This is a genomic window from Streptomyces bohaiensis (genome assembly GCF_012033785.1).
GTDB lineage: Bacteria > Actinomycetota > Actinomycetes > Streptomycetales > Streptomycetaceae > Streptomyces > Streptomyces bohaiensis.
Genome location: NZ_JAAVJC010000003.1, coordinates 1 through 23,432, shown reverse-complemented (window position 1 = coordinate 23,432; position 23,432 = coordinate 1). Strand labels below are relative to the sequence as shown.

Below are 23,432 nucleotides of genomic sequence, written 5' to 3'. Positions count from 1 at the left end.
GCCGGCCGTCGCCCACCCCGGGGAGCCGGGGCGACACCGCAGATGACGCGTGCCCGCCGGCGGGGACGCGCGGGCTTCGACGTGCCGCGTGCGACAGGTCTAGGCGCCGATCCGCTCGGAGACGCAGACGTGGAGCGGGGGACCGGCGTCGGCGGTCGACTCCAGCACACCCGGGTAGCTCAGCCGTGTCCCGGGGTACGCGCTCTCGCACTGCAGCGGTACGGACGAGAACACCGAGCCCCCGCCGGCCCGGTACGCCAGGCCGTCGGCGCCGGTCAGGTACGCCGAGCACCGGTCGGCCGGCAAGTCGACCAGCAGCTCCGCGCTGCGTGACGGGTTCCCACCCGCGTCACCGGGACTCCGGTCGGCCCCGACCTCGACGAGGTCGCGGGCGCCTCCGTGACGTCCGGGGTCCCCGAGATCCGTCCAGGCCAGGCAGTGCACCGCACCGGCCGTTGCGCCCGCCGCGGGGAGCGTAGCGACGCGGATGTGCTGCGTGGGCACGGGCCCGCCGCACACCTCGTCGCCGTGCGGGGTGTACCAGGGCGAACCGGGTGCGCAGACCTCCGCCACGGGGAGGCAGGCTGTCGTGCCACCGGGCGTCCGGTAGGACACCGGAACGCAGTCGGCCGCGTCCCCGCCGGGCGGGCCCGGCAAGAAATCCCCCGGCAGATCAGCGTCGGGGGGCAGGGCAGGAAGCGGGTCCGGAGCGACCGGACTCGGCGCCACCAGGGCCGGCGGCTCCACCGGGCCCGGCACCTCCCGCTGTGCCCCGCCCCCGTCCGGACCGGCATCGTCGCCCGGTCCCGGACCTGCGGCGGAATTGGGCGGTATCGCTGCCGAGGAACCCTGCGCGCGGTACTGCGGCGACAACGGCTGCTGCGTCAGGTACAGCACGAGCATCGCCGCTATGACGGTCGCCGCCGCACCACCCGCGAGCACCGCCTCCCACGGGAGCCGGGGAGGGCGCGGGGGCAGCGGCGCGCGGACGACGGGGACGTTCTGCAGGGTGTCCGCTTCCAGGAACGCCCGCTCCTCGTCGGTGAGCTGCGGCTCCTGCGACGCCGGTGGTGTGGTCACGGGCTCCCTCGCTCGCTGCGTGTGACCGTCACCGTAAGTGCCGCAGCCTCACCGCTCGGGCGGCACGCCGGAAGCGCAACCGGGTCGTGATGCAACCCTGTTGGCGACTCGCCCGCCCTCCGTGTCCGCCGGAGCCGCAAGCGGACTGCCGCCGTGGTCAGCCGTACGTCGCCATCCGTTTCGGCAGGCGGTGTCGGACCGTCCACGAGCGGCATCGCCGCTGGTCCGCGGCGCCTGTGACCGCCCTGGCAAGACGGTCCGCGCCGACCGGCCGGGTGAACGCGCATGCGGTCCCGGCAGGACGACATGGACTCGACGCGCCGCCCCGCCATCAGGGAGCCGCCCGCGCTGGGCTCGGTACTGCTCGCGGCTCGGGGCCCGGCGGTGTACTCAGGGAGATGCGGTGCCGGCCGGGGATTCCGCTTCCAGCAGCGCGAGCAGTCCGGGGAATCTCCTCTCGATGTCCGAGCGTCTCAGCCGGATGCCCTTGCGGTTGCCGTAGTCGATCTCGTCGATGAGCCCCGCCTCGCGCAGGACCCGGAAGTGGTGGGTCTGGGTCTGCTTCGAGACCGAAAGACCGAACGAGTTGCAGCCCCGTTCACTGTCGCCGTGATCGGCGGCCAACTCCGTCATCACCGAACGGCGATGCCTGTCGGCGAGGGCGCGAAACACCGCCCCCAGGTCGTGGGCATCGGCCTCTTGACCAGCCTGGTTCATTCCCACCACACGTCTCCCTAGGTATGACTTGCATCATACCTAAAAGACGTGCTCTCCTTAGGTACGAACGCGATCGTACCTTGGTGCGGTCGCGCACCGTCCCGTGCCCACGCTCCCTCACAACCGCCCCGGCGCCACAAGGGCCTGGTTGGAGAACCCTCCGAGAGGTCATCGTCATGAAGACGCCCGAGGTGCTGATAGTCGGTGCCGGAATCGCGGGGCCCGCGCTCGCGTACTGGCTCTCCCGCAACGGATACCGGCCGACGCTCGTGGAGCACGCCCGGCAGCTGCGCTCCGGCGGCAGCGCGATCGTCGTGAAGGGGCCCGCGATCCCGGTCGCCGAGCGCATGGGCATCCTCCCGCAGCTCCGCGAGCTGGCCACCCGCACCCGGTCACTGGCCCTGCTCGACCCCGGCGGCAGCCGAATCCTGCGGCTCCCTCTCACGTCGGAGAGGGCGCCGACGATCGAGGTGACCCGAGCCGACCTCTCCGAGGTGCTCCACCGGTCGACACAGACCGAGGCCGAGTTCCTGTTCGACGACACGGTCGTCGCCCTCGACCAGGACGAAGGCGGAGTGGACGTCACCTTCCGGCGGTCCGCGCCGCGGCGCTTCGACCTGGTCGTCGGTGCCGACGGGATGCACTCCGCCGTTCGACGCCTGGTATTCGGCCCCGAAGGGCAGTTCGCGAGCGACCTGGGGCTGTACGGCGCGACCGTCCCGCTGGAATCCGACGTCATCGAGGACCCGACCGAGATGACGATGCTGACCGTGCCGAACCGGATGCTGGTCCTCCACCCCTCGCGGGTCACCCCGCTTGCGATCTTCACCTTCCGGCCTGCACGGCCGGCGCCCCACGACCGCAAGAACACCGCCCTTCACAAGCGGACCGTGGCCGACGCCTACGCCGACGTGCGGTGGCGGGCACCGGAACTCGTGGCGGCGTTCCTCGACCACCCGGCTCCGTTCTTCGACCGCCTCACCACCGTCCGGGTGCCCTCGTGGTCCCGCGGACGGGTCGTACTGCTCGGGGACGCGGCGGGGGCGACGGCCCTGCTGGGTGACGGGTCCAGCATGGCGATGGCGGGCGCGTACGCACTCGCGGACGAGCTCGCAGCCCACCGCGGTGACCATGCCCGCGCGTTCGCCGCCTACGAGTCGCGGCTCCGTCGCGAGGTGGACCCGCGGCAGCGACGCGTCGGCCCGCTCTCCAGGCTCCTGGTGCCCCGCACCCGGCCGGGCCTCGCGGTGCGCAATGCGGTGGGCCGCGCGGTCGGTCGCACGAGCAGGATCGCCTCTCGCGACGCTGCGAACCCGTAGGCCGGGTCCGCACCGACCGCGCACCGGCCGGTGCGCATCCTCCGCCACCCGCTGCTCCCGGTGCGGCGTCTCACCCGCTCACAGGCCCACTTCTCGGGCGCCGCTCCCACGCTCCTCGCGGGCCTGCGAGTGGGAGCGCAGAACCCGTTGCACCGCTGCTTCTGCGACGGAGCGGACATCCTCCTCGCGCAGTGGCTCGGTCGACAATCCGGCACTGAACGAGAACCCTTCGATCAAGGAATGGAGGTACAGCACCTCACGGTTCAGAACCTCCTCGTCGATCGAGCCGGACGGCAGCGCCTCGAGCAGAAGCGACCGGATCGCTTCCGTGGTGGCCGACGAGGTTGCCGCAACCTCTGCCGCGAGTGCGGGATCCGTCCGCGCCATGACCCGGTACTCGACAAGGGCGGCGTTCTCCTTGCGTTCCTGCTCGTTTGTGGGAGCCACGAACGTGATGACGTCGGTGATGCGCGTGGCCGGGTCGCTGGAGAGTTTCGGATTGCGGTTCACGGCTCGCCGGACGAGCGTGCTGAGCGTGAATCGCATGACCTCGCCCAGGGTGTCGCCGAAGTAGTGGCGGATGCTGCCGACGGCCAGACCGGATCGTGCGGCGATGCGGGCGAGGGTCACCGAGCGGATCCCGTGTGCATCGATCTCGTCGATGACGGCGTCTGCGACCTGGTCGCGGCGGAGGTCCGGGTCGACTCGTTTCGGCATGACGCCAGCATACACCGATGTAGCACGCCTGTGCTACGTTATTTAGCACGGACAAGCTAGACGATCTGGCGGGCGGCGCTCCTCGGCGTCCGGGCCCGCGGGAGGGAGTGTCATGGGCGGCGGTATGGAGGACGTCCGGCCCGACGGGTCCGGATCGGGGCGTGAGCAGGGCGATGCGCTCCTCGGGTTCGAAGAGCTCGGGAGCGAGCTCGGCGGGACCGCTCCGCGGCCGGGATCACCGCTGCCGCGTTTCCGGCCGTCACTCTCGCTCCAGCGCACGCGTTTCGCGACCGAGGCGGCCGACGGTTCGACGATCACCGTTGACGTGAACCACACATCGCAGCAGGCGTCGATGTACCGGAACGGCCGCCACGTGAGCACTGCCGAGATGCCCGCGCGGTTCGCGGTGGGGCACGACCGGGTGGAGGTCTCGGCCACCCGTTACGGGATGCAGCGCATCCACCTGGTGCATGCGGACGGTGGGCAGCGACGTCTCGACCCTGCTCCCGGGACCCCCGAGCACTGGCGTGGCCGGCTGTCGCGTCGCCATCCGCGGGTGGGGCGGTCGCTGGCCGTGTGTGCGGTGATCGTGCTGGCGGCGAACCTCGTCCTCCTCGCGCCGCAGCTGCTCGAGACCGTCTCCCACTCGGCGATCTGGGCACGCCATGCGGCGCCGCTCAACTCCCCGATCGCTCTGCCGGCGTGGGCGAACACGGCACTCGCCCTCACCTCGGCCCTGGCCGGTGTCGAGCGTGCTCTCACCTTCCGCCACAACCGCCTCCTGGACGTCGACACCGACGTCGTCGATGCCTGACGGACGCCGCCACCCAGCCGCAACCGTCGGCACCACCCATCACCCATCCACCAGACCGTGCCGACGCCACTTCGGGCACGCGAAAAGAACTCCGAAAGAGTCAGGGGACACCCATGCGGATTCACGGCCGAGCAACGAAACAACGCACCTACGCTGCATCAGCCGTCGCAACGGCTGCTTCGGCAGCGCTCCTTCTCGCCGGCTGTGCGCCGGCTTCCCCTCCGAACGAGCCCGCACCGGTAGAAGGCCTCCAGAAGTACCTCGAGCAGGACACTGATTGGGCCGGCTGCTCGGGTCGGGCAACAAACACCGTGGACGAGGAGCTCTTCGCCAACCCCGAGCTGCAGTGCGCCACGATCGACGTGCCCGTCGACTACGAGAAGCCGGACGGGAACACCGCCCGGATAGCGCTTCTTCGCATTCCGGCGTCGGGCGAAGCGGACGGATCGCTGCTGATCAATCCGGGCGGGCCGGCAGGCGCGGGCACCAGCTTCGTCGCCGCGAACTTCTCGCTCTGGCAGGACAGCCCCGTCGCCGAGCGGTTCGACATCGTCGGCTTCGACCCGCGCGGCGTCGGGGGCTCGACGCCCTCGCTCGACTGCTTCAGCGACGAGGAGTACGACGCCGGAGAGACGCCCGGGTTCGGGGCGGTGTACGACATCACCACCGCCGAACAGGCGGCGGAGCTCGCCGACCGCTGCATCGAGGGCTCAGGCGGTGTCGAGAACCTCGTCAACGCCGGCAGCGTGAACGTCGTGCACGACATGGACATCATGCGTGAGGTCCTCGGCGACGAGCAGCTCACGTTCCTGGGCTACAGCTACGGGTCCGAACTCGGAGCCATGTACGCCGAGACCTACCCCGAGAAGATCCGAGCCCTGGCGATCGACGGCGCGGTGGATCCGACCCTGAGCCCGACCGAACACCGGGTGTCCCAGTACGTCGCCGTCCAGCAGCGCTTCGACGAACTTGCCGCGCTGTGCTCGGAGACGCCGGACTGCGTCCTGGGAGCCGACCCAGCCCACGCCAACGATCGCCTCCACGACATCCTGGAGCCACTGATCGAGACGCCGGCGGTGAGCAACGACGGCCGGGAGGTCACCATCTGGGACGCCTACCTCGGCATCAACGCCGGGCTGTACTCGGAGGCGAGCTGGCCCGCGATCATCTCCGCGCTCGACGCGTTGGGCCAGGGCGAGGCCGACGAGATCCTCGCCCTGCGCGACTCCTTCTACGGTCGCACCGCGGCGGGCGAGCACACCATTGACCTCGACACGAACATCGCGGTGCGATGCATGGACTGGCCCCGCCTCACCCCCGAGGAGCAGACTGCCGCGGCACGCGAACTCGGTGAGGTCGCCCCCATGTTCGACCTGGACGAGCTGACCGGCGGCGACTTCCGTGACGAGTGCGAGGCGTGGCCCGCGCCGCCGTCCCGCGACCAGCCCTGGGTCACCCCGACCAGCGACCTCCCCGACACCCTCGTCGTCGCGACCACCGGAGACCCCGGTACGCCGTACACGGGCGGCATCACGCTGGCCGAGACCCTCGGCTCGAGCCTGCTGACGGTCGAGGGAAAGCAGCACGGCACCTATCTCATCGCGGGGAGCGACTGCGTGAACGACATCGTCGACGCCTACCTCCTCCACCTCGAAACACCGCCCGAGGGCGCTCGCTGCGCGCTCTAGCGGCAGACGTGCTCCTCGGCCGCGGCGACGACCTCGGCCGCGAGGTCGACATCGATCGGCTGGTAGTCGATGTAGTACTGCATCGCGACCCGCTCCAGCAGTTCGTCCTCCCCGGGCCCGTCCGCCACCTCCGGATCCGTTGCCGGCTGCTCCGTGTCGTCGGCCTCAGCGGGTACTGGCCGGACCTGCCCCGTGCTGCGGTCCGGCCGACGGCCGGACCGCACGCCCGGCCCGCCGCGGGGTGCGGCGGGCCGGGGTCGGCGGCAGGGCCCGGTGGTGTGAGCGGAGCGAGCCCCGCCGCGTGGCGTTCCGTCAGCGAGCTCCCTCGCTGTCAGCGAGGGGGCTCCTCGCTGTCAGCGACCGGTGCCCCTCAGGTGAGGGTCCACTGCTGGTTGCTGCCGTTCCAGCAGGTGTAGAGCTGGATGGCGGCTCCGTTGCCGGAGCCCCCGGCGTCGAGGCAGAGGCCGGACTGGACCCCGACGATGGAACCGTTGGAGTTCACGCGCCACTTCTGGTTGTCACCGCCCCAGCAGCTGTAGATCTGGACCCGGGCACCGACCGCGGTGCCAGCGGCGTCGAGGCACTTGTCGCCGTAGACCCGGAGCTCGCCGGAGGAGGTGAGGCTCCACTGCTGGTTGGCGTTGGTGTGGCAGTCGTACAGCTGGACCTGGGTGCCGTCGGCGGTGGCCGCGTTGGGCACGTCCACGCATCGGCCCGAGCCGACACCCCGGAGCTGGCCGCCCGTCGGCGTGGTGGGCGGCGGCGTGGTGGAGCCGCCGTTGAGCGCGTTGAGGACACTGTTGTAGGCGGGCTTCTTGCTGCCGTCGCCGTTGAACAGCAGCGGCGTGTGGTGCGCGCGCCAGGAGTCGGTGTCGCGCACACCCCAGACGGTGATGCCCAGGCAGCGCGTCACCGCCAGGCAGTCGTTGACCACGTTGGCGTACGTCGTGGGCGAGGCGCCCTGGATGTCGAGCTCGGTGACGGAGACGTCGACGCCGAGCGCGGCGAAGCTCTGCAGGGTGGTGCGGAAGTTGCTGTTGTACGGGTTGCCGTCGTTGAAGTGCGCCTGGAAGCCGACGCAGTCGATCGGGACGCCCCGCTGCTTGAAGTCCCGGACCATGGAGTACATGGCCTGGGTCTTGGCCGCGTTCCAGTTCTCGACGTTGTAGTCGTTGTAGCAGAGCTTGGCGGACGGGTCGGCGGCGCGCGCGGCGCGGAAGGCGACCTCGATCCAGTCGTTGCCGGAACGCTGGAGGTTGGAGTCGCGCCGGGCTCCGGAGTTGCCGTCGGCGAACGCCTCGTTCACGACGTCCCACTCGACGATCTTGCCGCGGTAGTGGTTCATCACGCCGTTGATGTGGTCGACCATCGCCTGGCGCAGCGCGCTGCCGTTCAGGTTCTGCATCCAGCCGGGCTGCTGCGAGTGCCAGGCCAGGGTGTGGCCGCGCACCTGCTTGCCGTTCTGGACCGCCCAGTTGTAGACCCGGTCACCTGCGGCGAAGTTGAACTGGCCCCGCTGGGGCTGGAGAGCGTCGATCTTCATCTCGTTCTCGGCGGTCACCGAGTTGAACTCGCGGTTCGCGATCGACGCGTACGTCGAGTCGTTCAGCCTGTTCGCGGCGATGGCGACGCCGAAGTAACGACCGCTCTGCTTCGCCGCGGGGCCAAGCGTGCTCTCGGCCGCGTGGGCGCTCGGCGGCGCGGCCAGCGCGCCGACCACGCCGAGAGCGACGACGAACAGGGCCACCAGCAGGCCGTGCAGTGACCGGCGGACGGGTGGGGATGTGGCGTACGAGCCCATGACTGTGCCTCCAGGATGGACGTCAGGGAAGGACCGAGGTGTGGTGGAGGGCGTCGCCCGCGGTGGTGCGGCAGGCGGACGAGGCGGGTCGGATCCGGCGGTGCGGACTCGGACGGCCACGGGCACGGCCGCGCGTCCCCGACGCGGGGCCGTGGTGGGGGGTCGACGAAGGCATGGGGGTGTACTCCATCGCGGCTCGGCCGGGAGGACCCGCACACGGCGCCGCGGATCTCTCCGCCGTGCGAAGAGTCAGGATGCGCTGGTGCGAACCCCACCGGTTCGGAAACAGGGTGGCGCGGGTGCTGTGGAGCGCGGTGCTGTCGAACGGATACCGGTTGCACAGGGCGCACGGTCCGAGGGAGCGGACCGTGGTCGTCCTCTCAGACAGGGAGATTGGGGGCAGGGGAGAGGAACGTCAACTCCCTGCGCAGAGAGAATTTCCGTGCGTTGCCCGAAACTTTTCGGAGAGCCTGCGAGGGGAGCGGCGCGTCCGGCGGAGTCCTGGGGTCGTCGTCCGCGGACGCCGTCGCCGTCGGGCCCGGGCGGCGAAGGCGAACGAGCAGCTCGGTGCGGACGGGCGGCATGCGGCCCTGGTGCGCGCCGCTCGTCCGGTAGCGAGGGAACGCGTGCCGGCGCCTGTCGGCCGGGCCCGCGCCCGGCCGGAACCGAGGCGCTGTTTACGGACAGCTCGGCGACAGGCCTTGACCCTGGGGTCGGCTGTTCCTAACTTGTCGCCACAAGGAGTCCACGAAGTTTCGGAAGTGTTTCGGTAGCTTCCGATCCCCGCGTCGGGGGTCTCCCGGGTCACGGCCCCCGACGCCTGCGGGATGCGTCGGCGTGGGGTTCGTTGCGGTCACGGTTGCAACCGGTTGTCGGTCGGGGCCCCGACCACCGGAGGTCTTTCCCGTCCCCGTCGCGGCGTACTGCTCCGTCTCGAGAGTCCAGCGCATCAGCTCCTCGGCACCTGCGGCAGCCCTCGCTCCTCCCCGGCCCCGACCGTCCCGGGCGGCCGTCTCCGGTTCATCAAGGTCACCTCACCCCCACCCCCGAAAGGGAGGCCTCCGATGTGGTTTCGCCGTCCGTCCCCGCTCCGTCTGAGACGCCCACTGGTCGTCCTCGCACCGCTGCTGCTCGTGGCCACCTTCCTCGGCGCGCAACCGGCCGGGGCGGCGACCGTCGACACCGGCGCCTCGTACATCCTGGTCAACCGTGCCAGTGGCAAGGCGCTGGACGTCCACAACCGGGCGACCAACGACGGCGCCCGCATCACCCAGTGGACCAGGAACGACCAGGCCCAGCAGCAGTGGCAGTTCGTCGACTCCGGTAACGGCTACTACCGCATCAAGTCCCGCCACTCCGACAAGGTCCTGGACGTCCACAACTGGTCCACCGCGAACGGCGGCTCCATCGTCCAGTGGGCCGACCTGAACGCCACCAACCAGCAGTGGCGGCTGGCCGACAGCTCGGACGGATACGTGAGGTTCGTGTCGCGCCACAGCAACAAGGCCCTCGAAGTGCAGGGCGGTTCCACCGCGGACAACGCGAACGTCGTCCAGTACGACGACTGGGGCGGCACCAACCAGCAGTGGCAGCTCGTCAAGGCCGGCGCCGACAACCCCGGCACCCCCTGCGCCCTGCCGTCGAACTACCGCTGGTCCTCGACGGGCGCGCTGGCGCAGCCGCGGTCGGGATGGGTCTCGCTCAAGGACTTCACCGTCGTGCCCTACAACGGCCGACACCTCGTCTACGCGACGACGCACGACACCGGGACGCGCTGGGGTTCGATGAACTTCGGCCTGTTCGGCAACTGGTCGGAGATGGCCTCGGCCAGCCAGAACGCGATGTCCTCCGCCACGGTCGCGCCGACGCTGTTCTACTTCGCGCCGAAGAACATCTGGGTGCTCGCCTACCAGTGGGGCCGGACGTCGTTCTCCTACCGGACCTCGACGGACCCGACCAACCCGAACGGCTGGTCCGCCGAGCAGGAGCTGTTCCGCGGGACGATCTCCAACTCCGACACCGGACCCATCGACCAGACACTCATCGCCGACGACACGCACATGTACCTGTTCTTCGCCGGTGACAACGGCAGGATCTACCGGACCAGCATGCCGATCGGGAACTTCCCGAGCAGCTTCGGCGCCAGCTCGACGGTGATCATGAGCGACACGACGAACAACCTGTTCGAAGCTCCGCAGGTCTACAAGCTGCAGGGCCAGAACCGGTACCTGATGATCGTCGAGGCGATCGGCTCGCAGGGCCGCTACTTCCGCTCGTTCACCGCGACCAGCCTGGACGGGAACTGGACGCCGCAGGCCGCGACCGAGAGCAACCCGTTCGCCGGCAAGGCCAACAGCGGCGCCACCTGGACCAACGACATCAGCCACGGCGAGCTGCTCCGCACCAGCGCCGACCAGACCATGACCGTCGACCCCTGCAACCTGCAACTCCTCTACCAGGGGCGAAGCCCCAGCTCGGGCGGTGACTACGGTCGCCTGCCCTACCGCCCGGGGCTGCTGACCCTGCAGCGCTGACAGCGGGGGACGGCTCCGACCCGGTACACGGAGCCGCCGCGGCGGGCCCGGCCTTCGGCCGGGCCCGCTCCCGCTGCGTTCGGGCCGCAGCCCGCCGCACCGGGAGGCGGGGAGCCCCGGGCGGCCCGCGGCCCCGGCTCTCGTACGGCCGGTGCAACGGTCGACGCAACGACGAAGCCGGTGGGCGGCGCTCCGCTCGGCGCGTGTGCAGTGGGAAGGTGGCCAGTGCTCTCCCGGCGACCGCCAAGCCGTGCCGGTCGCGGTCACGGGAGACGTCCCTGTGCTGCGAACGACGTACGGCATGCATTCTGATGCGTATATCGTTCAGCGCATGCGTGAGGAGGTCCGCCGTCGGGGAGGCAAGCTGCGAATGATGCGCGGTGAAGACCCCGTTCGCGTCGCCTCCTGGTTCGCGTCGGGCCGACGGGCGGACCTGCTCGCCGTGGTTGGGAAGTCCGGAGAGGCCACGCCCCGCATCCTCCACCGCTGCAACGACAACGCGGTGATGACCGCCGAACCCGGATCCACGACGGCGACCACGGGACGGACGGCCGAAGCAGCCGGGCGTGCTCGATCCGTTGATATTTCCCGGACTCGGTCCGTTCGGTGGGTGACCAGACAATCGGGAAACCCGCTTCTTGCTCAGCTGTTCTTGGCAGCCGGTACCGGCGGGCAGTGTCAGCGTCAACCGGATCGGTATCACAACGTGAGGAGCGCAAAGTGACCCGGAGAGAGCCGACCCCCGAGCAACCCGACGAGGGTGTCCCGCGGGGACGTTGGGCGCCTGCGGTCGTTTTCCTGGGGCTGGTTCTCTCGGCTTCGGCCTGTATGGGAAGTCCGAGTATAGAGGCACTGGTTGCTGATCTGTCAGAGTTCGAGCTCCGCGCGAGCGTTTACTCTCCCGTCTCGCCGCCGGAGGAAAAGGGAGAAGTGACGCCACTCGATGACATGACCTCCCTCTATTTCGCTGCCGCCATAGCGGACTCGACGGGTGGGGCGGTCGATGTGGTCGGCGCTGCGGGGGTGGAGAGAGTCAGGGGCTACGCCGACAGTGCGCGTCGCGAGGATCACTGCGATGAGATGTTGTTCGCTGCGGCGATTCTGCACATGGCGGGAGAGCCAGTCACTGAGCTCGATCGGCGTGCCGCCTCTTGTGCGACCGAGCGGTTCCGGAATGACGGTGTGCATCGACTGAACACCGAAGAGGTGGATCTGTCCGTGCAGATCGTGGAACGGTTGGGGTACTCCGAAGAGATACCCGCGCTTACCGCGGAAGTCTTCGAGGTTGGCGACCGACTGGACCGTTACCGCGCATGGCAGATGCTGGCCCTCTTGCCCTATATCGAGAACAAGCTGGAAGTTCAGGATTTCTATCGCTCGGAAACGACAGAGGCCGGGGAGTTCTTGAATGATCCCGACGGTCGAGCTCTCTTCTCGGAAGTCGTGGCTGCGTACAGAGTTCCTGGGAGCGTCTCCGAGGTCAACGGTGTTTCCGACGGCTTGTCGGACTGGTTGGGGTCAGCGCGTGGATGCGGGGACAGCGGGGCGCACTACCGTGCCTCCCTCGAAGCTGACTCCTGTGCTCTCCGGGACTCCTGGGCGGGTCTGGTCAGTGGATTGATTCCTCGATGAGGGCCCCGGAAGTCGGGCGTCTCGGACCGTCGCGTGCTCATGCCTGCACAGCGGGCGGGGAGTCGCATGCTCCTGTCCGAGGGGTCGCTCGGCCGTAGCCCGTGACACGCCAGGCCAGGAATCCACGGTCACCACCACCATGGCTGAGCTCCGGCACATGGCCGAGGGCGGCGCGTAAGGGTCACCACCTGGAGCCCGCAAGGTTGCGGACGCGCTCGATGCTCGGGTGCGTGCCGATCGAGTAGCGGAGGAGGCACCGAAGGGCACCTGACGCACGGCAGGTGGTGCGGAGGCGGTGCGCGGCGCTGATTCGGGCCGGTGCACGACGAAGGCCCAGGTTGAGGACGGTGTCCTTGGCCTGGGCCTTTTCGTGTGGAGCGGGCGACGAGAATCGAACTCGCGCTCTGAGCTTGGGAATCACCGACGCTTCCGCGCGGAAATCCGCTCTGATCTGCGGAAACTCTCTCCTTGTCACCCGTCCCGGCGGGTCCGTGAGCACCGCTGTTGACCGGTGCTGTCCGCTCCGAAGGGCACGGATGGGGCACGGCCATCGATCCCCGGTCATCTTCGGGTGCCCGAGGAGGGGCACGAGCGTTTACGAGAGTCCCGGGGCCTCCTGTCGATGGAGCGGGTCTCTACGCGAACAGCGATTCTCAATCGTCGGCTTGTAGGTTCTGGATATGGCTGGTGATTGGCGGGTGGATCGAATCGGGGCCGCGCTGAGGGGTGAGAACCCGACTGTGCTGCGACGGTTGACGGCGGGGTGCGCGGTGATCGGGGATGTTCAGTTCCTGCCGGGCTACTCGGTTCTGCTCGTGGATGAGTTGGAGGGGCAGCGGCTGTCGGACCTGCCGAGGGCGAAGCGGCCGGCGTTCCTGTCCGACATGGACCGGCTCGGTGAAGCGGTCGAGCGTGTCTGCCGGCGGCTGGACCCGGCCTTCCTGCGGGTCAACCTGGAGATCCCGGGAAATACGGACCCGTTCCTGCACGCGCACGTCTGGCCGCGGTTCGCGTGGGAGCCCGCCGATGTGGTGGGTGCCCCGGTATGGCTCCATCCGCGTGAACGGTGGAGCGAGGAGCGGTCCGGGCTCGGTCCGCAGCATGACGCACTGCGGGAGGCGATCAGCGACGAACTGGACCGGCTGCGCTCGTCGACCTGACGCACACCGGGCACGATCACACGATGACGGGTAGATCAACAGAGGAGGGTGTGTCTCATCCTCAGCAGTAGCTGGGGAGATTCGAGAGGCAGCATCATTGGCGACCGGCTGACCGTCACAACAGCGAGCAGGAACTGGTGGCGCCGCCGAGCACTACGGTGCGCGAACGACTGGTGCTGCCCGGATGCCGATGCGTCCGGGGCCTGTGGCCTACGCGGCGTGAGTGTCCGTTCCGCGCAGGATGTACAGGTCGTCACCGAAGACGGCGGAGATCTGGATCCGGCCGCCAAGAGCGGCGACATAGCGGGCGATGGCTTCCACGGTGGAGACCTCTCCGCGCTCGATCTGCGAGATCCGGCTCTTGGTCACGCCCATCAGTTCCGCGACGTCACTCTGCGTCAGGCCAAGAGACTTGCGACGCTCGGCAAGCCGATGCCCGCCGATGTACGCCTGGTTGCGCTTGCGGGCCTCGGCTACAGCCTCTTCGCCGCCGGCAGCCGCAACAACATCGGCACGTACATCGCTCCACTTGGGAAACTTCTTCATTGCTGTCCCTCCTCGGCTTCGCGTTCCTTCACGTACTCGACGTACAGCTCTTCCGCGCGTGGAATCGCCTGGCGGTACCAGGCCGACCAGTTCCCCTTGTCACCGCCCACCAGTAGGATCGCCGAACGCCACGGGTCGAAGACGAACAGGAGGCGGATCTCGGAGCGGCCTGCGGAGCCGGGGCGTAGTTCCTTGAGGTTGTGGACCTGCGACCCTTCGAGCCGATCAACGAGCGGGCGGCCCAGGCCGGGGCCACCTTCCGCAAGCCGGTCGATGGCATCCACGACCTGCGCCTTCGATTTCTCGTCCAAGGCGTTGATCCAGGCGAGGATCTCATCGGTGACGCGGATCTCTCACTCCTCCATGCAGGAAGTGTAGCAAATTCTCTACTTTTGATGGATCCCCGGCGCCGGCGGCGGCCACATGTCCGGTGACGACCATCTGCCGACGGGCGGCCTGCTTCTACTGGTCGCGCAGGCTCCTTGCCCCCGCGGGCCCTTGCTCCTGCACGGCTGTCCGGCACGCGTCCGAAGACGCTATGGACAAGTCGCTCGACCGAACGCGCAGCGTTGATCTATCAGCACTCCGACCTCAAGAGGCAGCGCGACATCGCGGACGCGCTCGATACTCGGGTGCGTGCCGATCGAGCAGCGGAGGAGGCGCCGAAGGGCACCTGACGCACGGCAGGTGGTGCGGAGGCGGTGCGCGGCGCTGATTCGGGCCGGTGCACGACGAAGGCCCAGGTTGAGGACGGTGTCCTTGGCCTGGGCCTTTTCGTGTGGAGCGGGCGACGAGAATCGAACTCGCGCTCTGAGCTTGGGAAGCTCATGTTCTACCATTAAACTACGCCCGCGCGTGGCGCCCCGGAGGGTGCTCGACGATCGTTACTGTACCTCATCGGTCCGCTCACACGCAGCGCCGCGGCGCCCGGTCGGTGGAGGTGGGGCGCGCTCCGTGCGGCGCGCGCGGACGGGTCGGGAGCATCCCCTACGGTGGCGGGGTCGCCGTCGAAGTACAGGAGCTGGCTCTTGCAGACCACCGTTGTGCGCTGTGCCGAGGGGCACCAGTTCAGCACCCGTGAGTTCCCGATGCAGCACCTCAGCGCGGACCGGATCGGTCCGGCCCGGCTGCTGCGATGCCCCCGCTGCGCTCGGCTGCGCAGCGCGGTGCCGGTCGGGAAGTAGCACGGGGAGCGGGGCGGAAGCAGTCGTGGCCCGGGGCGGGCGGTGTGGCCGCCCCGGGCCACGCCCTGTCGGCCCGGGCCACAGCCCGTGGGAAGCCGGCGGGGACCGCCGGGCGGCGGCGCCCGGGGGAGGCCGGCTCGCGGTGGCGGTCGCGGCCGGGCCGCGTGGGGCGGTGTCCACGGTGTGGGCAGGGTGTGTGCGGTGGTGAAGCCGCGGGTAGCGGCGGTGGTGTGGTTCCGGTACGGATCGTTTCTGAGCGATCCGGACTCCCTTGTCTTCCGTTTCGTGACTGTCCTGGGCGCTCGCCGCGTGTCGGGAGGTGCCGGCCGGCGGGTGTCCGGTCGGCTCGGGCGGAGGATCGGCGCCGAAGGCGGCCGATGACCGCCTGTCGACGGCGGTACGGACGGGCACGGGTCGCCCAGCGGCCCACCCGGCGTCGGGACCGCGGTCGAGCCGCAAGAGTCTGCCGCGCGGGCAAGCGCCGGGCAGCCGTGTACGAGGAGAACTGCATACGTGCTTGAGGAGATCTACGCCCACGTCCTGCGCCGCAACCCCGGGGAGCGGGAGTTCCACCAAGCGGTGCGCGAGGTGCTGGAGTCGCTGCCCGTCGTGCTGGAGCGCCGACCGGAGCTGTGCGACGGCTCCCTGCTGGACCGGCTCTGCGAGCCGGAGCGGCAGGTCATCTTCCGCGTGCCGTGGACGGACGACGCCGGCCGGGTGCACGTCAACCGCGGCTTCCGCGTCGAGTTCAACAGCGCGCTGGGCCCGTACAAGGGCGGGCTGCGGTTCCACCCCACCGTCAACCTCGACATAGTGAAGTTCCTCGCCTTCGAGCAGACGTTCAAGAACGCGCTGACCGGTATGCCCATCGGCGGCGGCAAGGGCGGCAGCGACTTCGACCCCAAGGGCCGGTCCGACGCCGAGGTCATGCGGTTCTGCCAGTCGTTCATGACCGAGTTGCAGCGCCACATCGGTGAGCACACCGACGTCCCCGCCGGCGACACCGGCGTCGGCGCCCGGGAGATCGGCTACCTCTTCGGCCAGTACCGCCGCATCACCAACCGCTTCGAGGCCGGTGTCCTCACGGGCAAGGGCGTCGGCTGGGGCGGCTCCCACGCTCGCCCCGAGGCCACCGGCTACGGCCTCGTCGTCTTCACCGCCGAGATGCTGCGCGCCCGCGACCTGGAGCTGGACGGCATGCGCGTCGTCGTCTCCGGCTCCGGCAACGTGGCGATCCACGCCGCCGAGAAGGCCGCCGCCTCGGGCGCGACCGTGGTCGCCTGCTCGGACTCCGGCGGCTGCGTCGTCGACGAGGACGGCCTCGACCTCGACCTCCTCAAGCAGGTCAAGCTGAAGGACCGCGCGCGGCTCAGCGCCTACGCCGAGCAGCGCGGCGGGGCCGCCGAGTACCGCGAGGGCGGCCGCGTCTGGGACGTCGCCTGCGACGTGGCGCTGCCCTGCGCCACGCAGAACGAGCTGGACGAGGACGCCGCGAAGACCCTCGTCGGCAACGGTGTCCGGGTGGTCGCCGAGGGCGCCAACATGCCGACCACCCCGGACGCGGTCCGTGCCCTGCGCGCCGCGGACGTCCTCTTCGCCCCGGGCAAGGCCGCCAACGCCGGCGGCGTCGCGACCAGCGCACTGGAGATGCAGCAGAACGCGTCCCGGACGCTCTGGACGTTCGAGAAGACCGAGGACCGGCTCACCGAGATCATGAAGCACATCCACCACACCTGCCACGACACCGCCGAGCGCTACGGGCGGCCCGGCGACTATGTGGCCGGCGCCAACATCGCCGGCTTCGAGCTGGTCGGCGAGTCGATGCAGGCGCAGGGCGTCATCTGACGCAGCCGCGCGGCCCACGGTGCACATCCGCCCGCGGCCACCCGTGACACGGCGCCGCCCGGGGAACCGGTGAGTTCCCCGGGCGGCGCCGTCGTCGGGCCGGCCGTACCCGGGCGGTCGGGTCAGCCCTCGCTACCGGCCGCAGCCTCGCCCTTTGCCCCGGCGGTGTCGGCCGCCGCGGGACCGGCCCCGGCGGTGTCGGCCGCCGTCGGGCGGACCCGCTCGGTCAGCAGGGCGGTGTACTCCTCCGCCCAGCCGCGGACCGTCGTCTCGTCCCACAGGTCCGTCGAGTAGGCGATGTAGCCGACCAGGACGTCCCCGGCGGGCACCAGGCCGAAGGAGATCTCCGTCCGCACCGCCGGGACCACCAGGTCCTCCACCGCCGCCTCGACACCCGGCAGGTCCAGGTCGGCGAGGAGCGTGTTCTGGTACTGGAAGCCGACCGGTACCCGGTCCGGGAGGTCGCGGTCACCCGTCGCCTCCCGCACGGCGGCGGCGATCTCCTCCATCGGCAACAGCCGGTCGGCCCCCTCGGTCGCGCTGCGGCCCACGCGGTCGACGAGCGCCCCGAAGTCCTCGGCGGCGGCAACCGGGACCCGCAACACGTACGGGGCCGACGTACAGGCCACCAGCTCCTCGAACTCCTGCCGCACCCGGTTGGCGTGGGCGACGGTCAGCAGCACGTCGGACTGGCCGGAGCGACGGGCGAGCATCGTCCCCATCGCCGCGGCCGTGACCGCGAACGCGGTCGCGCCGTGCTCCCGGGCCAGCAGCTCGACGCCGCGCCGCACGCCGGCCGGCAGCGTGAACACCACGGCCGACCCGGCGCCGCTGAGCTTCGCAGGGCGGGGCCGGTCGGTGGGCAGGCCCAACCGCCAGGGAACGTTGCCCAGTTCCCGCACCCAGTGCCCCGCGCGCCGCTCCGACTCCTCGGGCGGCAGCGGGTTCTCCAGCTGCCAGCGGGCGTAGTCGGTGGACTGGCTGACCTCGGGTAGCGGATCGTCGGTGCCGTCGAGTTCCGCCCGGTAGAGGGCGGCGAGGTCCTGGAGGAGGGTGCTGACCGCCCAGCCGTCACAGGTGGCGTGGTGCAGCACGAGGAGCAGCGCCCAGCTCTGCTCGCCGGTGCGGAGCAGCCGCAGGACGGGTCCGGCGCCGGTCGTCAGGTCGAACGGGCGCTGCGCCAGGTCGCCGCCGATGCGCTCGGCCTCCGCCGCGCGTTCCGGCTCGGCCAGCGTGGTGAGGTCCTCCTCGGGGAGCGGCACCGGGTCCGGCGGCAGCACCTCCTGGAACCACCGGCCGTCCTGCCGGCGGAAGCGCAGCCGCAGCGACTCATGGCGCGCCACCAGCGCGGTGAGGGCCGCGCGCAGCGCGCGGACGTCCAGCGTGCCGTGGAGGACGAACCGGATGGCCACGTTGAACACCTGCGGCAGCGGGTGCGTCTCCTGGGCGGCGAGGAACGCCCGCTGCTGCACGGTGGCGGGCGTGAGGGCGCTCCCGCCGGACGCGCGTCCCGCGGTCGGCTCCGCGCCGACGGCGGTCTCCGTGCCTGCGGCTGCCTTCGTGCCTGCGGCCGGCTCCCCGCCTGCGGCCGGCTCCCCGCCTGCGGCGGTGGTGCCGCTCGACGGGGGGTGCTCGGCCGCCAGCTGCTCGGCCGACTGCCGGAGGGTGGGCCGCTGGTAGAACTCCGCCAGTGGCAGTTCGGCACCGTGGGCGGCGCGGATCCGGTTGGCGAGCCGGATCGCGGTGATCGAGTGGCCGCCGAGGGAGAAGAACGAGGCGTCGGCGTCGATCTCCGCTGCGGGCAGGCGGAGTTCCGCCGACCACAGGGCGCGCAGCCGCTGCTCCCACTGAGCCGCGTCCGCGTCGGGGACGGGCGGCGCGTCCGGCGCGGTGGCGGTGTCGCTGCGCGCTGCCGGCACGGGGAGCCGCGTGGTGTGGCGCGGCGCCGGCAGCGCCGCGCGGTTCACCTTGCCGGTGCCTGTCAGCGGCAGCTCCGGCAGCACGGACCACGCGCCGGGGATCAAGTACTCGGGCAGCCGCCGGGCCAGGCGGCGCGTCAGCCAGTCGGCGAACGCCCGATGGTCGTCGTCGTCACCGCCGACGTCCTCGGCGGGGACGACGTGCGCGACGAGCCGGGCCTCCGCGCCGTGGTCGCGTTGCGGGAGCACCACGGCCTCCCGTACCTCCGGGAGCGAGGAGAGGACGTGTGCCGTCTCCTCCGGTTCGACGCGGAAGCCGCGGATCTTCACCTGGTCGTCGGAGCGTCCGAGGAACTCCAACGCGCCGTGGTCGCCCCAGCGCACCAGGTCGCCGGTGCGGTAGCGGCGTTCCTCGCCGCCGCCGCGCCCGGGGTGGGCGGCGAACCGCTCGGCGGTGGCGTCCGGTCGGTGCAGGTAGCCGTCGGCCACGCCGGCGCCGGCGACGTACAGCTCGCCCGGTGTGCCGACCGGGACCGGTTCGCCGTCTGCGCCGAGCACGGTGAGGCGCGCGTTGTCGATCGGCCGGCCGATGGGTATCGGGCCGTCCTCCGGCCCGTCCCCGGCGGGGGGCACGGTGTGGTGGGTGCAGAGCACCGTGGTCTCGGTCGGGCCGTAGACGTTGACCACCTCGTACCCGGCCGAGGGGTGCGGCCTGGTGCGGAGGACGTCGCCGCCCGCGACGCAGTGGCGCAGCGGCGGCTGGTCGGCTGCCGGGAGCTGGAGCAGCGTCTCGGCGAGCGCGGTCGGCAGCATCGCGAAGGTGACGCGTTGCGCGGTGTACCAGGCGGCCAGGGCCTTGGCGTCGCGCCGGGTGGTGTCGTCGGCGACGGTCAGCGTCGCCCCGGCGGTCAGGGTGGGCCAGATCTCCAGGACGGAGGCGTCGAAGCTCTGGCTGCACAGCAGCGCGGTGCGGTCGGCGGCGGTGAAGTCGAAGCGGCGGTGGTGCCACTGGCAGAGGTTGACCACGGCGCGGTGCGGCACCACGACGCCCTTGGGCGTGCCGGTGCTGCCGGAGGTGTGGATGACGTAGCAGGCGTCGTCCGGTCCGGGGGCGCCCGCCCGGGAGACCGGGGCGTCCGCCGGAGCCGGCTCGTCGATACCGACCGGGGTGGTGGAGGCCGGCACGTCCGGGTCGCCGGGGGAGCCCGGCGCGGCGGTCAGCAGCAGCGGCGCCTTCGCCTCGGCGATGACGGTCTCGGCGCGGGTGCGGCCGAGCGCGGGGTCGAGCGGCAGGTACGGGCGGCCCGCCCGCAGCACGGCGAGGAGCGCGACGACGAGGTCGGCGCCGCGGGGGAGCCAGACGGCCACCGGGGCCGTCGGCTCCGTGCCGGCCGACCGCTCCCGGATCACCGCCGCCAACCGGTCGGCCTCGCGGCTCAGTTCGCGGTAGGTGAGGACGCGGTCGCCGTCGACGACGGCCGCGCGGCCGGGGCCCTCGGCGGTCCGTCGTACGACCAGTTCCGACACCGTGACGGCGGGGACCGCCCGGACCGGCCCGTCGTGCCACGCCGCCGGCACGTCGCGCGGTGCGGGCCCGGTGGCGGCCGTGTCGGGGGCCGTGTCGGGGGCGCTCCTGGTACCGGTGCCGCTCTCCGGTTCGGGAGCGCCGGTCGGGAGGGCTGCTTCGGCCGTCCCCGCTCTCTCGGACGCGGTGCCGGCGGTTTCCGGCGCCGTGTCCCCGGCGGCGGTCGGGAGCGGGCCGTCGGGGTCGCTGACAGCCGCCGCCAGGACGGACCGGAGCGTCGTGAAGAACCGGTCGACGGTCTCCTCGGTGAACAGGTCGGTGCTGTACTCCAGATGGCAGCGGACGCCGGTCGGCCGGTCGGTGAAGTAGACGGTCAGGTCGGTGAGCGTCTTGTCGGCGCCGGTGTCGAGCGCGGTCGCCGTGACGTCCGGCAGGTCGAAGTGGAACGGGTCGTGGGACTCGTACTCCGCGATCACCTGGAACACCGGCGTGTGCCCGGTGGTGCGGGGCACCGCCAGCGCCGCCACCACCTGGTCGAACGCGGCGTCGGCGTGGTCGTAGGCGTCGAGCGCCACGCCGCGGACCTGGCGCAGCAGCGTCGGGAAGTCGTCCGCGGCGGAGAGGTCCAGCCGCAGCGCCACGGAATTGAGGAACAGCCCGAGAACGTCCTGGTGGCCGGGGGGCCGGGTCGAGGTGGGGGTGCCGATGACGATGTCGTCCTGGCCGTTCAGGCGGCGCAGCGCGACGGCGTAGCCGGCGATCAGCGTCATGAAGAGCGTGGCGCGGTGGCGGCGGCTCAGGTCGCGCAGCTCGTCGGAGAGCGTCGCGTCCAGGTCGCGGAAGACGGCGCGGCCCCGCGAGCTGAGGGCGGCCGGCCGGGGCCGGTCGGTGGGGAGGCTGCACAGCGTGGGCGCGCCGGCGAGCGCCCTGCGCCAGTAGCCGAGGTCGGCGGCGGCCTTCCCGTCCTGGTGCGCGGCCAGTTCGTCCCGGGCGACGTCCGCCGGTGTGCGGTCCAGCGCGGGCAGGTCGGGTGCGGCACCGGTGAGACGGGCGCGGTACAGCGCGGAGAGGTCGCGCGCGAGGATCGACGCCGAGTGGGCGTCGGCCACGATGTGGTGCATCGACAGCACCAGCACGTGCCGGTCGTCCCCGGTGGCGACGAGCCGCGTGAACAGCAGGGGGCCGTCGGCCAGGTCGAAGGTGCGGGCGCTCTCGGCGGCGAGCACCTCGCGGACCGCCGCCTCCGGGTCGGGGCCCGCGTCGCGGCGGTCCACGACGGCGTGGGAGAGGACCAGCCGCTCCGGGGCGTCGGCGGCCCGCACGTACTGCCGCGGGCCGTCCGCCGTCTCGCGGAAGACGGTCCGCAGCCCGGGGTGCCGGGCGACGAGTCCGCGCAGCGCGTCGTGGAGCGCCGCGAGGTCCAGGGGGCCGTCGAAGCGGACGCCCTTGACCTCGTTGTAGGAGGTGCTGTCGGGGAACATCCGGTGCGTGATCCACACCCGTTGCTGGGCGGGGGAGAGCGGTGCCCCGGCGTCGGCCGGGTCGGGGGCGGTCGCCTCCTGCCCGGTCGCCTCCTGCCCGGCCGCCTCCTGCCCGGTCGCCTCCTGCCCGGTCGTGTCGGCCGCGGCCGCGGCGGCGGGCGCCTTCGTCGCGGCGGGGACGGCGCGCACGGCGGGGGCCGGGGGCGCGGCGGTGACCCGCGGGCGCTCCTGGTGGCCGCGGCGGAGCGCGTCGAGATGGCGCAGACCGCCGCGCAGCGCGGCCGAGGGCACCCCGAAGTCGACCAGCGAGACGATCTCGTCCGCACCGGCGGCGGTGACCGCCTCCACCACGGGGGCGACGCTCTCCACCGTGCCGATGAGCGCCCGCTGGTCGCAGTAGCGGCCGTAGGCGCGGCGGAAGAGGGTGTCGAGGTCGTCCTCGTCCAGGGAGTTCATGTCGACGTGGTGGCCGAGGCTGCGCGAGACGGTGCCGAACAGCGAGAGCGAGGCGCGCATGTAGCGGGCCAGCGGCTCGTAGGCGTCCGCCCGCGCGGTGTCGTGGTCGTCCGCCAGGTAGGTGTGGAGCAGCACGGCGACGTGCCCGCCCGCGGGGTCCAGCCCGGCCCCGGCTCGCGCGGCGCGGTACCGCGCGATGTTCGCCGTCAGCTCCTCGACGCTCTGCGCCATGAGGTTGGTGACGATGCCGACGTCGTTGCGGCCGGCCAGTTCGTACGAGGCCGGATTTCCGACCACCGCCGTGTACATCGGCGGCAGTTCCTGCACGGGGCGGGGGAAGATCCGGACCTCGGCCTTCCCGTCACCCGTGTCGCGGGTCAGCGACTCGCCGCGCCACAGCGTGCGGACGTCCGCCAACTGCTCGTACATCAGCTCGCGATGGCGGCCGTACCGCTCGGGGAAGAAGACGAAGTCGGTGGAGTGCCAGCCGGAGGCGGCGCCGATCCCGACGCGTCCGCCCGAGAGGTTGTCCACCATGGACCACTCCTCGGCGACCCGGATCGGGTCGTGGAGCGGCAGCACCACCGAACCGGCGTTGAGCCGGACGCGGCTGGTCTCCCGGGCCAGTGCGGCGGCGAGGACCGACGGGTTGGGGAAGAGGCCGCCGAAGGAGTGGAAGTGCCGCTCCGGCATCCACAGGGCGTGGAAGCCGTTGGCATCGGCGAACCGGGCGGTCTCGGCGATGAGTTCGTAGCCGTCCTCGACCTCGGGGTAGTCGCCGAAGAAGTAGATGCTGAACTCGGGCGGGCGGGCGGGCCCGCCGTCGGCCACCGGCTCCGCCGCCGGTGTCGTGGCGGCTACCGGGGGCGGAGCCGCGGTGGGGCGGGCGGCGGCGGTGTTCCACGCCATGGCGGTGACGGTGCCCGGGCGGACATCATGGACGGGGTCGACGGCGGCGCCTGGAGCTACGGCGACGCCTCCCACCCGAGCGCCGACACCACCTTCTTCGGCGGG

Annotated in this window: 16 protein-coding genes and 1 tRNA gene; 8 read left to right on the top strand and 9 right to left on the bottom strand. The window is 71.4% G+C overall.

Annotated features, from left to right (window positions below; all coding sequences use genetic code 11):
• Nucleotides 1-99: 99 nt before the first annotated feature.
• Nucleotides 100-1,080, bottom strand: a complete 981-nt coding sequence (locus tag HCN52_RS00980) for a hypothetical protein (RefSeq protein ID WP_168086403.1) — start codon at nucleotides 1,078-1,080, stop codon at nucleotides 100-102.
• A 390-nt stretch (nucleotides 1,081-1,470) separates the two neighbouring features.
• Nucleotides 1,471-1,797: an ArsR/SmtB family transcription factor gene (locus HCN52_RS00975; RefSeq protein WP_168086440.1), complete on the bottom strand. Its 327-nt coding sequence runs from the start codon at nucleotides 1,795-1,797 to the stop codon at nucleotides 1,471-1,473.
• A gap of 176 nt (nucleotides 1,798-1,973) precedes the next feature.
• Between HCN52_RS00975 and HCN52_RS00970 the strand changes: the two genes are divergently transcribed.
• Entirely contained in the window at nucleotides 1,974-3,116 is a 1,143-nt protein-coding gene (locus HCN52_RS00970; protein WP_168086402.1) for an FAD-dependent monooxygenase, read from the top strand.
• A gap of 78 nt (nucleotides 3,117-3,194) precedes the next feature.
• Here HCN52_RS00970 and HCN52_RS00965 read toward each other — a convergent pair whose 3' ends face one another.
• Nucleotides 3,195-3,833 carry a TetR/AcrR family transcriptional regulator gene (locus tag HCN52_RS00965; protein ID WP_168086401.1) on the bottom strand — a complete coding sequence of 213 codons (639 nt, stop codon included), beginning with the start codon at nucleotides 3,831-3,833 and terminating at the stop codon, nucleotides 3,195-3,197.
• A 325-nt stretch (nucleotides 3,834-4,158) separates the two neighbouring features.
• Between HCN52_RS00965 and HCN52_RS00960 the strand changes: the two genes are divergently transcribed.
• Together HCN52_RS00960 and HCN52_RS00955 are read left to right on the top strand one after the other, a co-directional pair.
• Nucleotides 4,159-4,647 carry a hypothetical protein gene (locus HCN52_RS00960; RefSeq protein ID WP_168086400.1) on the top strand — a complete coding sequence of 163 codons (489 nt, stop codon included), beginning with the start codon at nucleotides 4,159-4,161 and terminating at the stop codon, nucleotides 4,645-4,647.
• Nucleotides 4,648-4,958: 311 nt separating this feature from the next.
• Nucleotides 4,959-6,335, top strand: a complete 1,377-nt coding sequence (locus HCN52_RS00955; protein WP_168086399.1) for an alpha/beta hydrolase — start codon at nucleotides 4,959-4,961, stop codon at nucleotides 6,333-6,335.
• Here the strand turns inward: HCN52_RS00955 and HCN52_RS25825 are convergent.
• Together HCN52_RS25825 and HCN52_RS00950 are read right to left on the bottom strand one after the other, a co-directional pair.
• A complete protein-coding gene (locus tag HCN52_RS25825) occupies nucleotides 6,332-6,463 on the bottom strand; it encodes a hypothetical protein (RefSeq protein WP_280923846.1) in 132 nt (43 codons plus the stop codon). The genes HCN52_RS00955 and HCN52_RS25825 overlap by 4 nt on opposite strands.
• Before the next feature lie 242 nt (nucleotides 6,464-6,705).
• Nucleotides 6,706-8,136, bottom strand: coding sequence for an endo-1,4-beta-xylanase (locus tag HCN52_RS00950; protein WP_168086398.1), 1,431 nt, complete (start codon nucleotides 8,134-8,136; stop codon nucleotides 6,706-6,708).
• Between the two features lie 1,064 nt (nucleotides 8,137-9,200).
• Between HCN52_RS00950 and HCN52_RS00945 the strand changes: the two genes are divergently transcribed.
• The 3 genes from HCN52_RS00945 to HCN52_RS00935 all read left to right on the top strand — a co-directional run bounded on the left by HCN52_RS00945 (nucleotide 9,201) and on the right by HCN52_RS00935 (nucleotide 13,462).
• On the top strand, nucleotides 9,201-10,670 hold the full coding sequence (locus HCN52_RS00945) for a non-reducing end alpha-L-arabinofuranosidase family hydrolase (RefSeq protein ID WP_168086397.1): 1,470 nt from the start codon (nucleotides 9,201-9,203) through the stop codon (nucleotides 10,668-10,670).
• A gap of 720 nt (nucleotides 10,671-11,390) precedes the next feature.
• Nucleotides 11,391-12,302: a hypothetical protein gene (locus HCN52_RS00940; protein ID WP_168086396.1), complete on the top strand. Its 912-nt coding sequence runs from the start codon at nucleotides 11,391-11,393 to the stop codon at nucleotides 12,300-12,302.
• Between the two features lie 680 nt (nucleotides 12,303-12,982).
• Nucleotides 12,983-13,462 (top strand): HIT family protein, encoded by a 480-nt coding sequence (locus tag HCN52_RS00935; RefSeq protein WP_168086395.1) that lies wholly within the window; start codon nucleotides 12,983-12,985, stop codon nucleotides 13,460-13,462.
• Between the two features lie 210 nt (nucleotides 13,463-13,672).
• Here the strand turns inward: HCN52_RS00935 and HCN52_RS00930 are convergent, their stop codons facing one another.
• The 3 genes from HCN52_RS00930 to HCN52_RS00920 all read right to left on the bottom strand — a co-directional run bounded on the left by HCN52_RS00930 (nucleotide 13,673) and on the right by HCN52_RS00920 (nucleotide 14,861).
• Complete coding sequence (locus HCN52_RS00930; protein WP_168086394.1) at nucleotides 13,673-14,008, bottom strand: helix-turn-helix domain-containing protein; 336 nt, start codon at nucleotides 14,006-14,008, stop codon at nucleotides 13,673-13,675.
• A complete protein-coding gene (locus HCN52_RS00925) occupies nucleotides 14,005-14,319 on the bottom strand; it encodes a type II toxin-antitoxin system RelE/ParE family toxin (protein WP_209314015.1) in 315 nt (104 codons plus the stop codon). Before HCN52_RS00925 ends, HCN52_RS00930 begins: the two co-directional genes overlap by 4 nt.
• 468 nt (nucleotides 14,320-14,787) lie before the next feature.
• Nucleotides 14,788-14,861 (bottom strand) — tRNA-Gly (locus HCN52_RS00920).
• A gap of 175 nt (nucleotides 14,862-15,036) precedes the next feature.
• Between HCN52_RS00920 and HCN52_RS00915 the strand changes: the two genes are divergently transcribed.
• A complete protein-coding gene (locus HCN52_RS00915; RefSeq protein ID WP_167969093.1) occupies nucleotides 15,037-15,192 on the top strand; it encodes a hypothetical protein in 156 nt (51 codons plus the stop codon).
• Nucleotides 15,193-15,705: 513 nt separating this feature from the next.
• Nucleotides 15,706-17,037, top strand: a complete 1,332-nt coding sequence (gdhA, locus tag HCN52_RS00910) for an NADP-specific glutamate dehydrogenase (protein WP_168086393.1) — start codon at nucleotides 15,706-15,708, stop codon at nucleotides 17,035-17,037.
• A 122-nt stretch (nucleotides 17,038-17,159) separates the two neighbouring features.
• On the opposite strand, the gene HCN52_RS00905 is transcribed toward gdhA, so the two are convergent.
• On the bottom strand, nucleotides 17,160-23,327 hold the full coding sequence (locus tag HCN52_RS00905; RefSeq protein ID WP_376767069.1) for a non-ribosomal peptide synthetase: 6,168 nt from the start codon (nucleotides 23,325-23,327) through the stop codon (nucleotides 17,160-17,162).
• Nucleotides 23,328-23,432 lie beyond the last annotated feature (105 nt).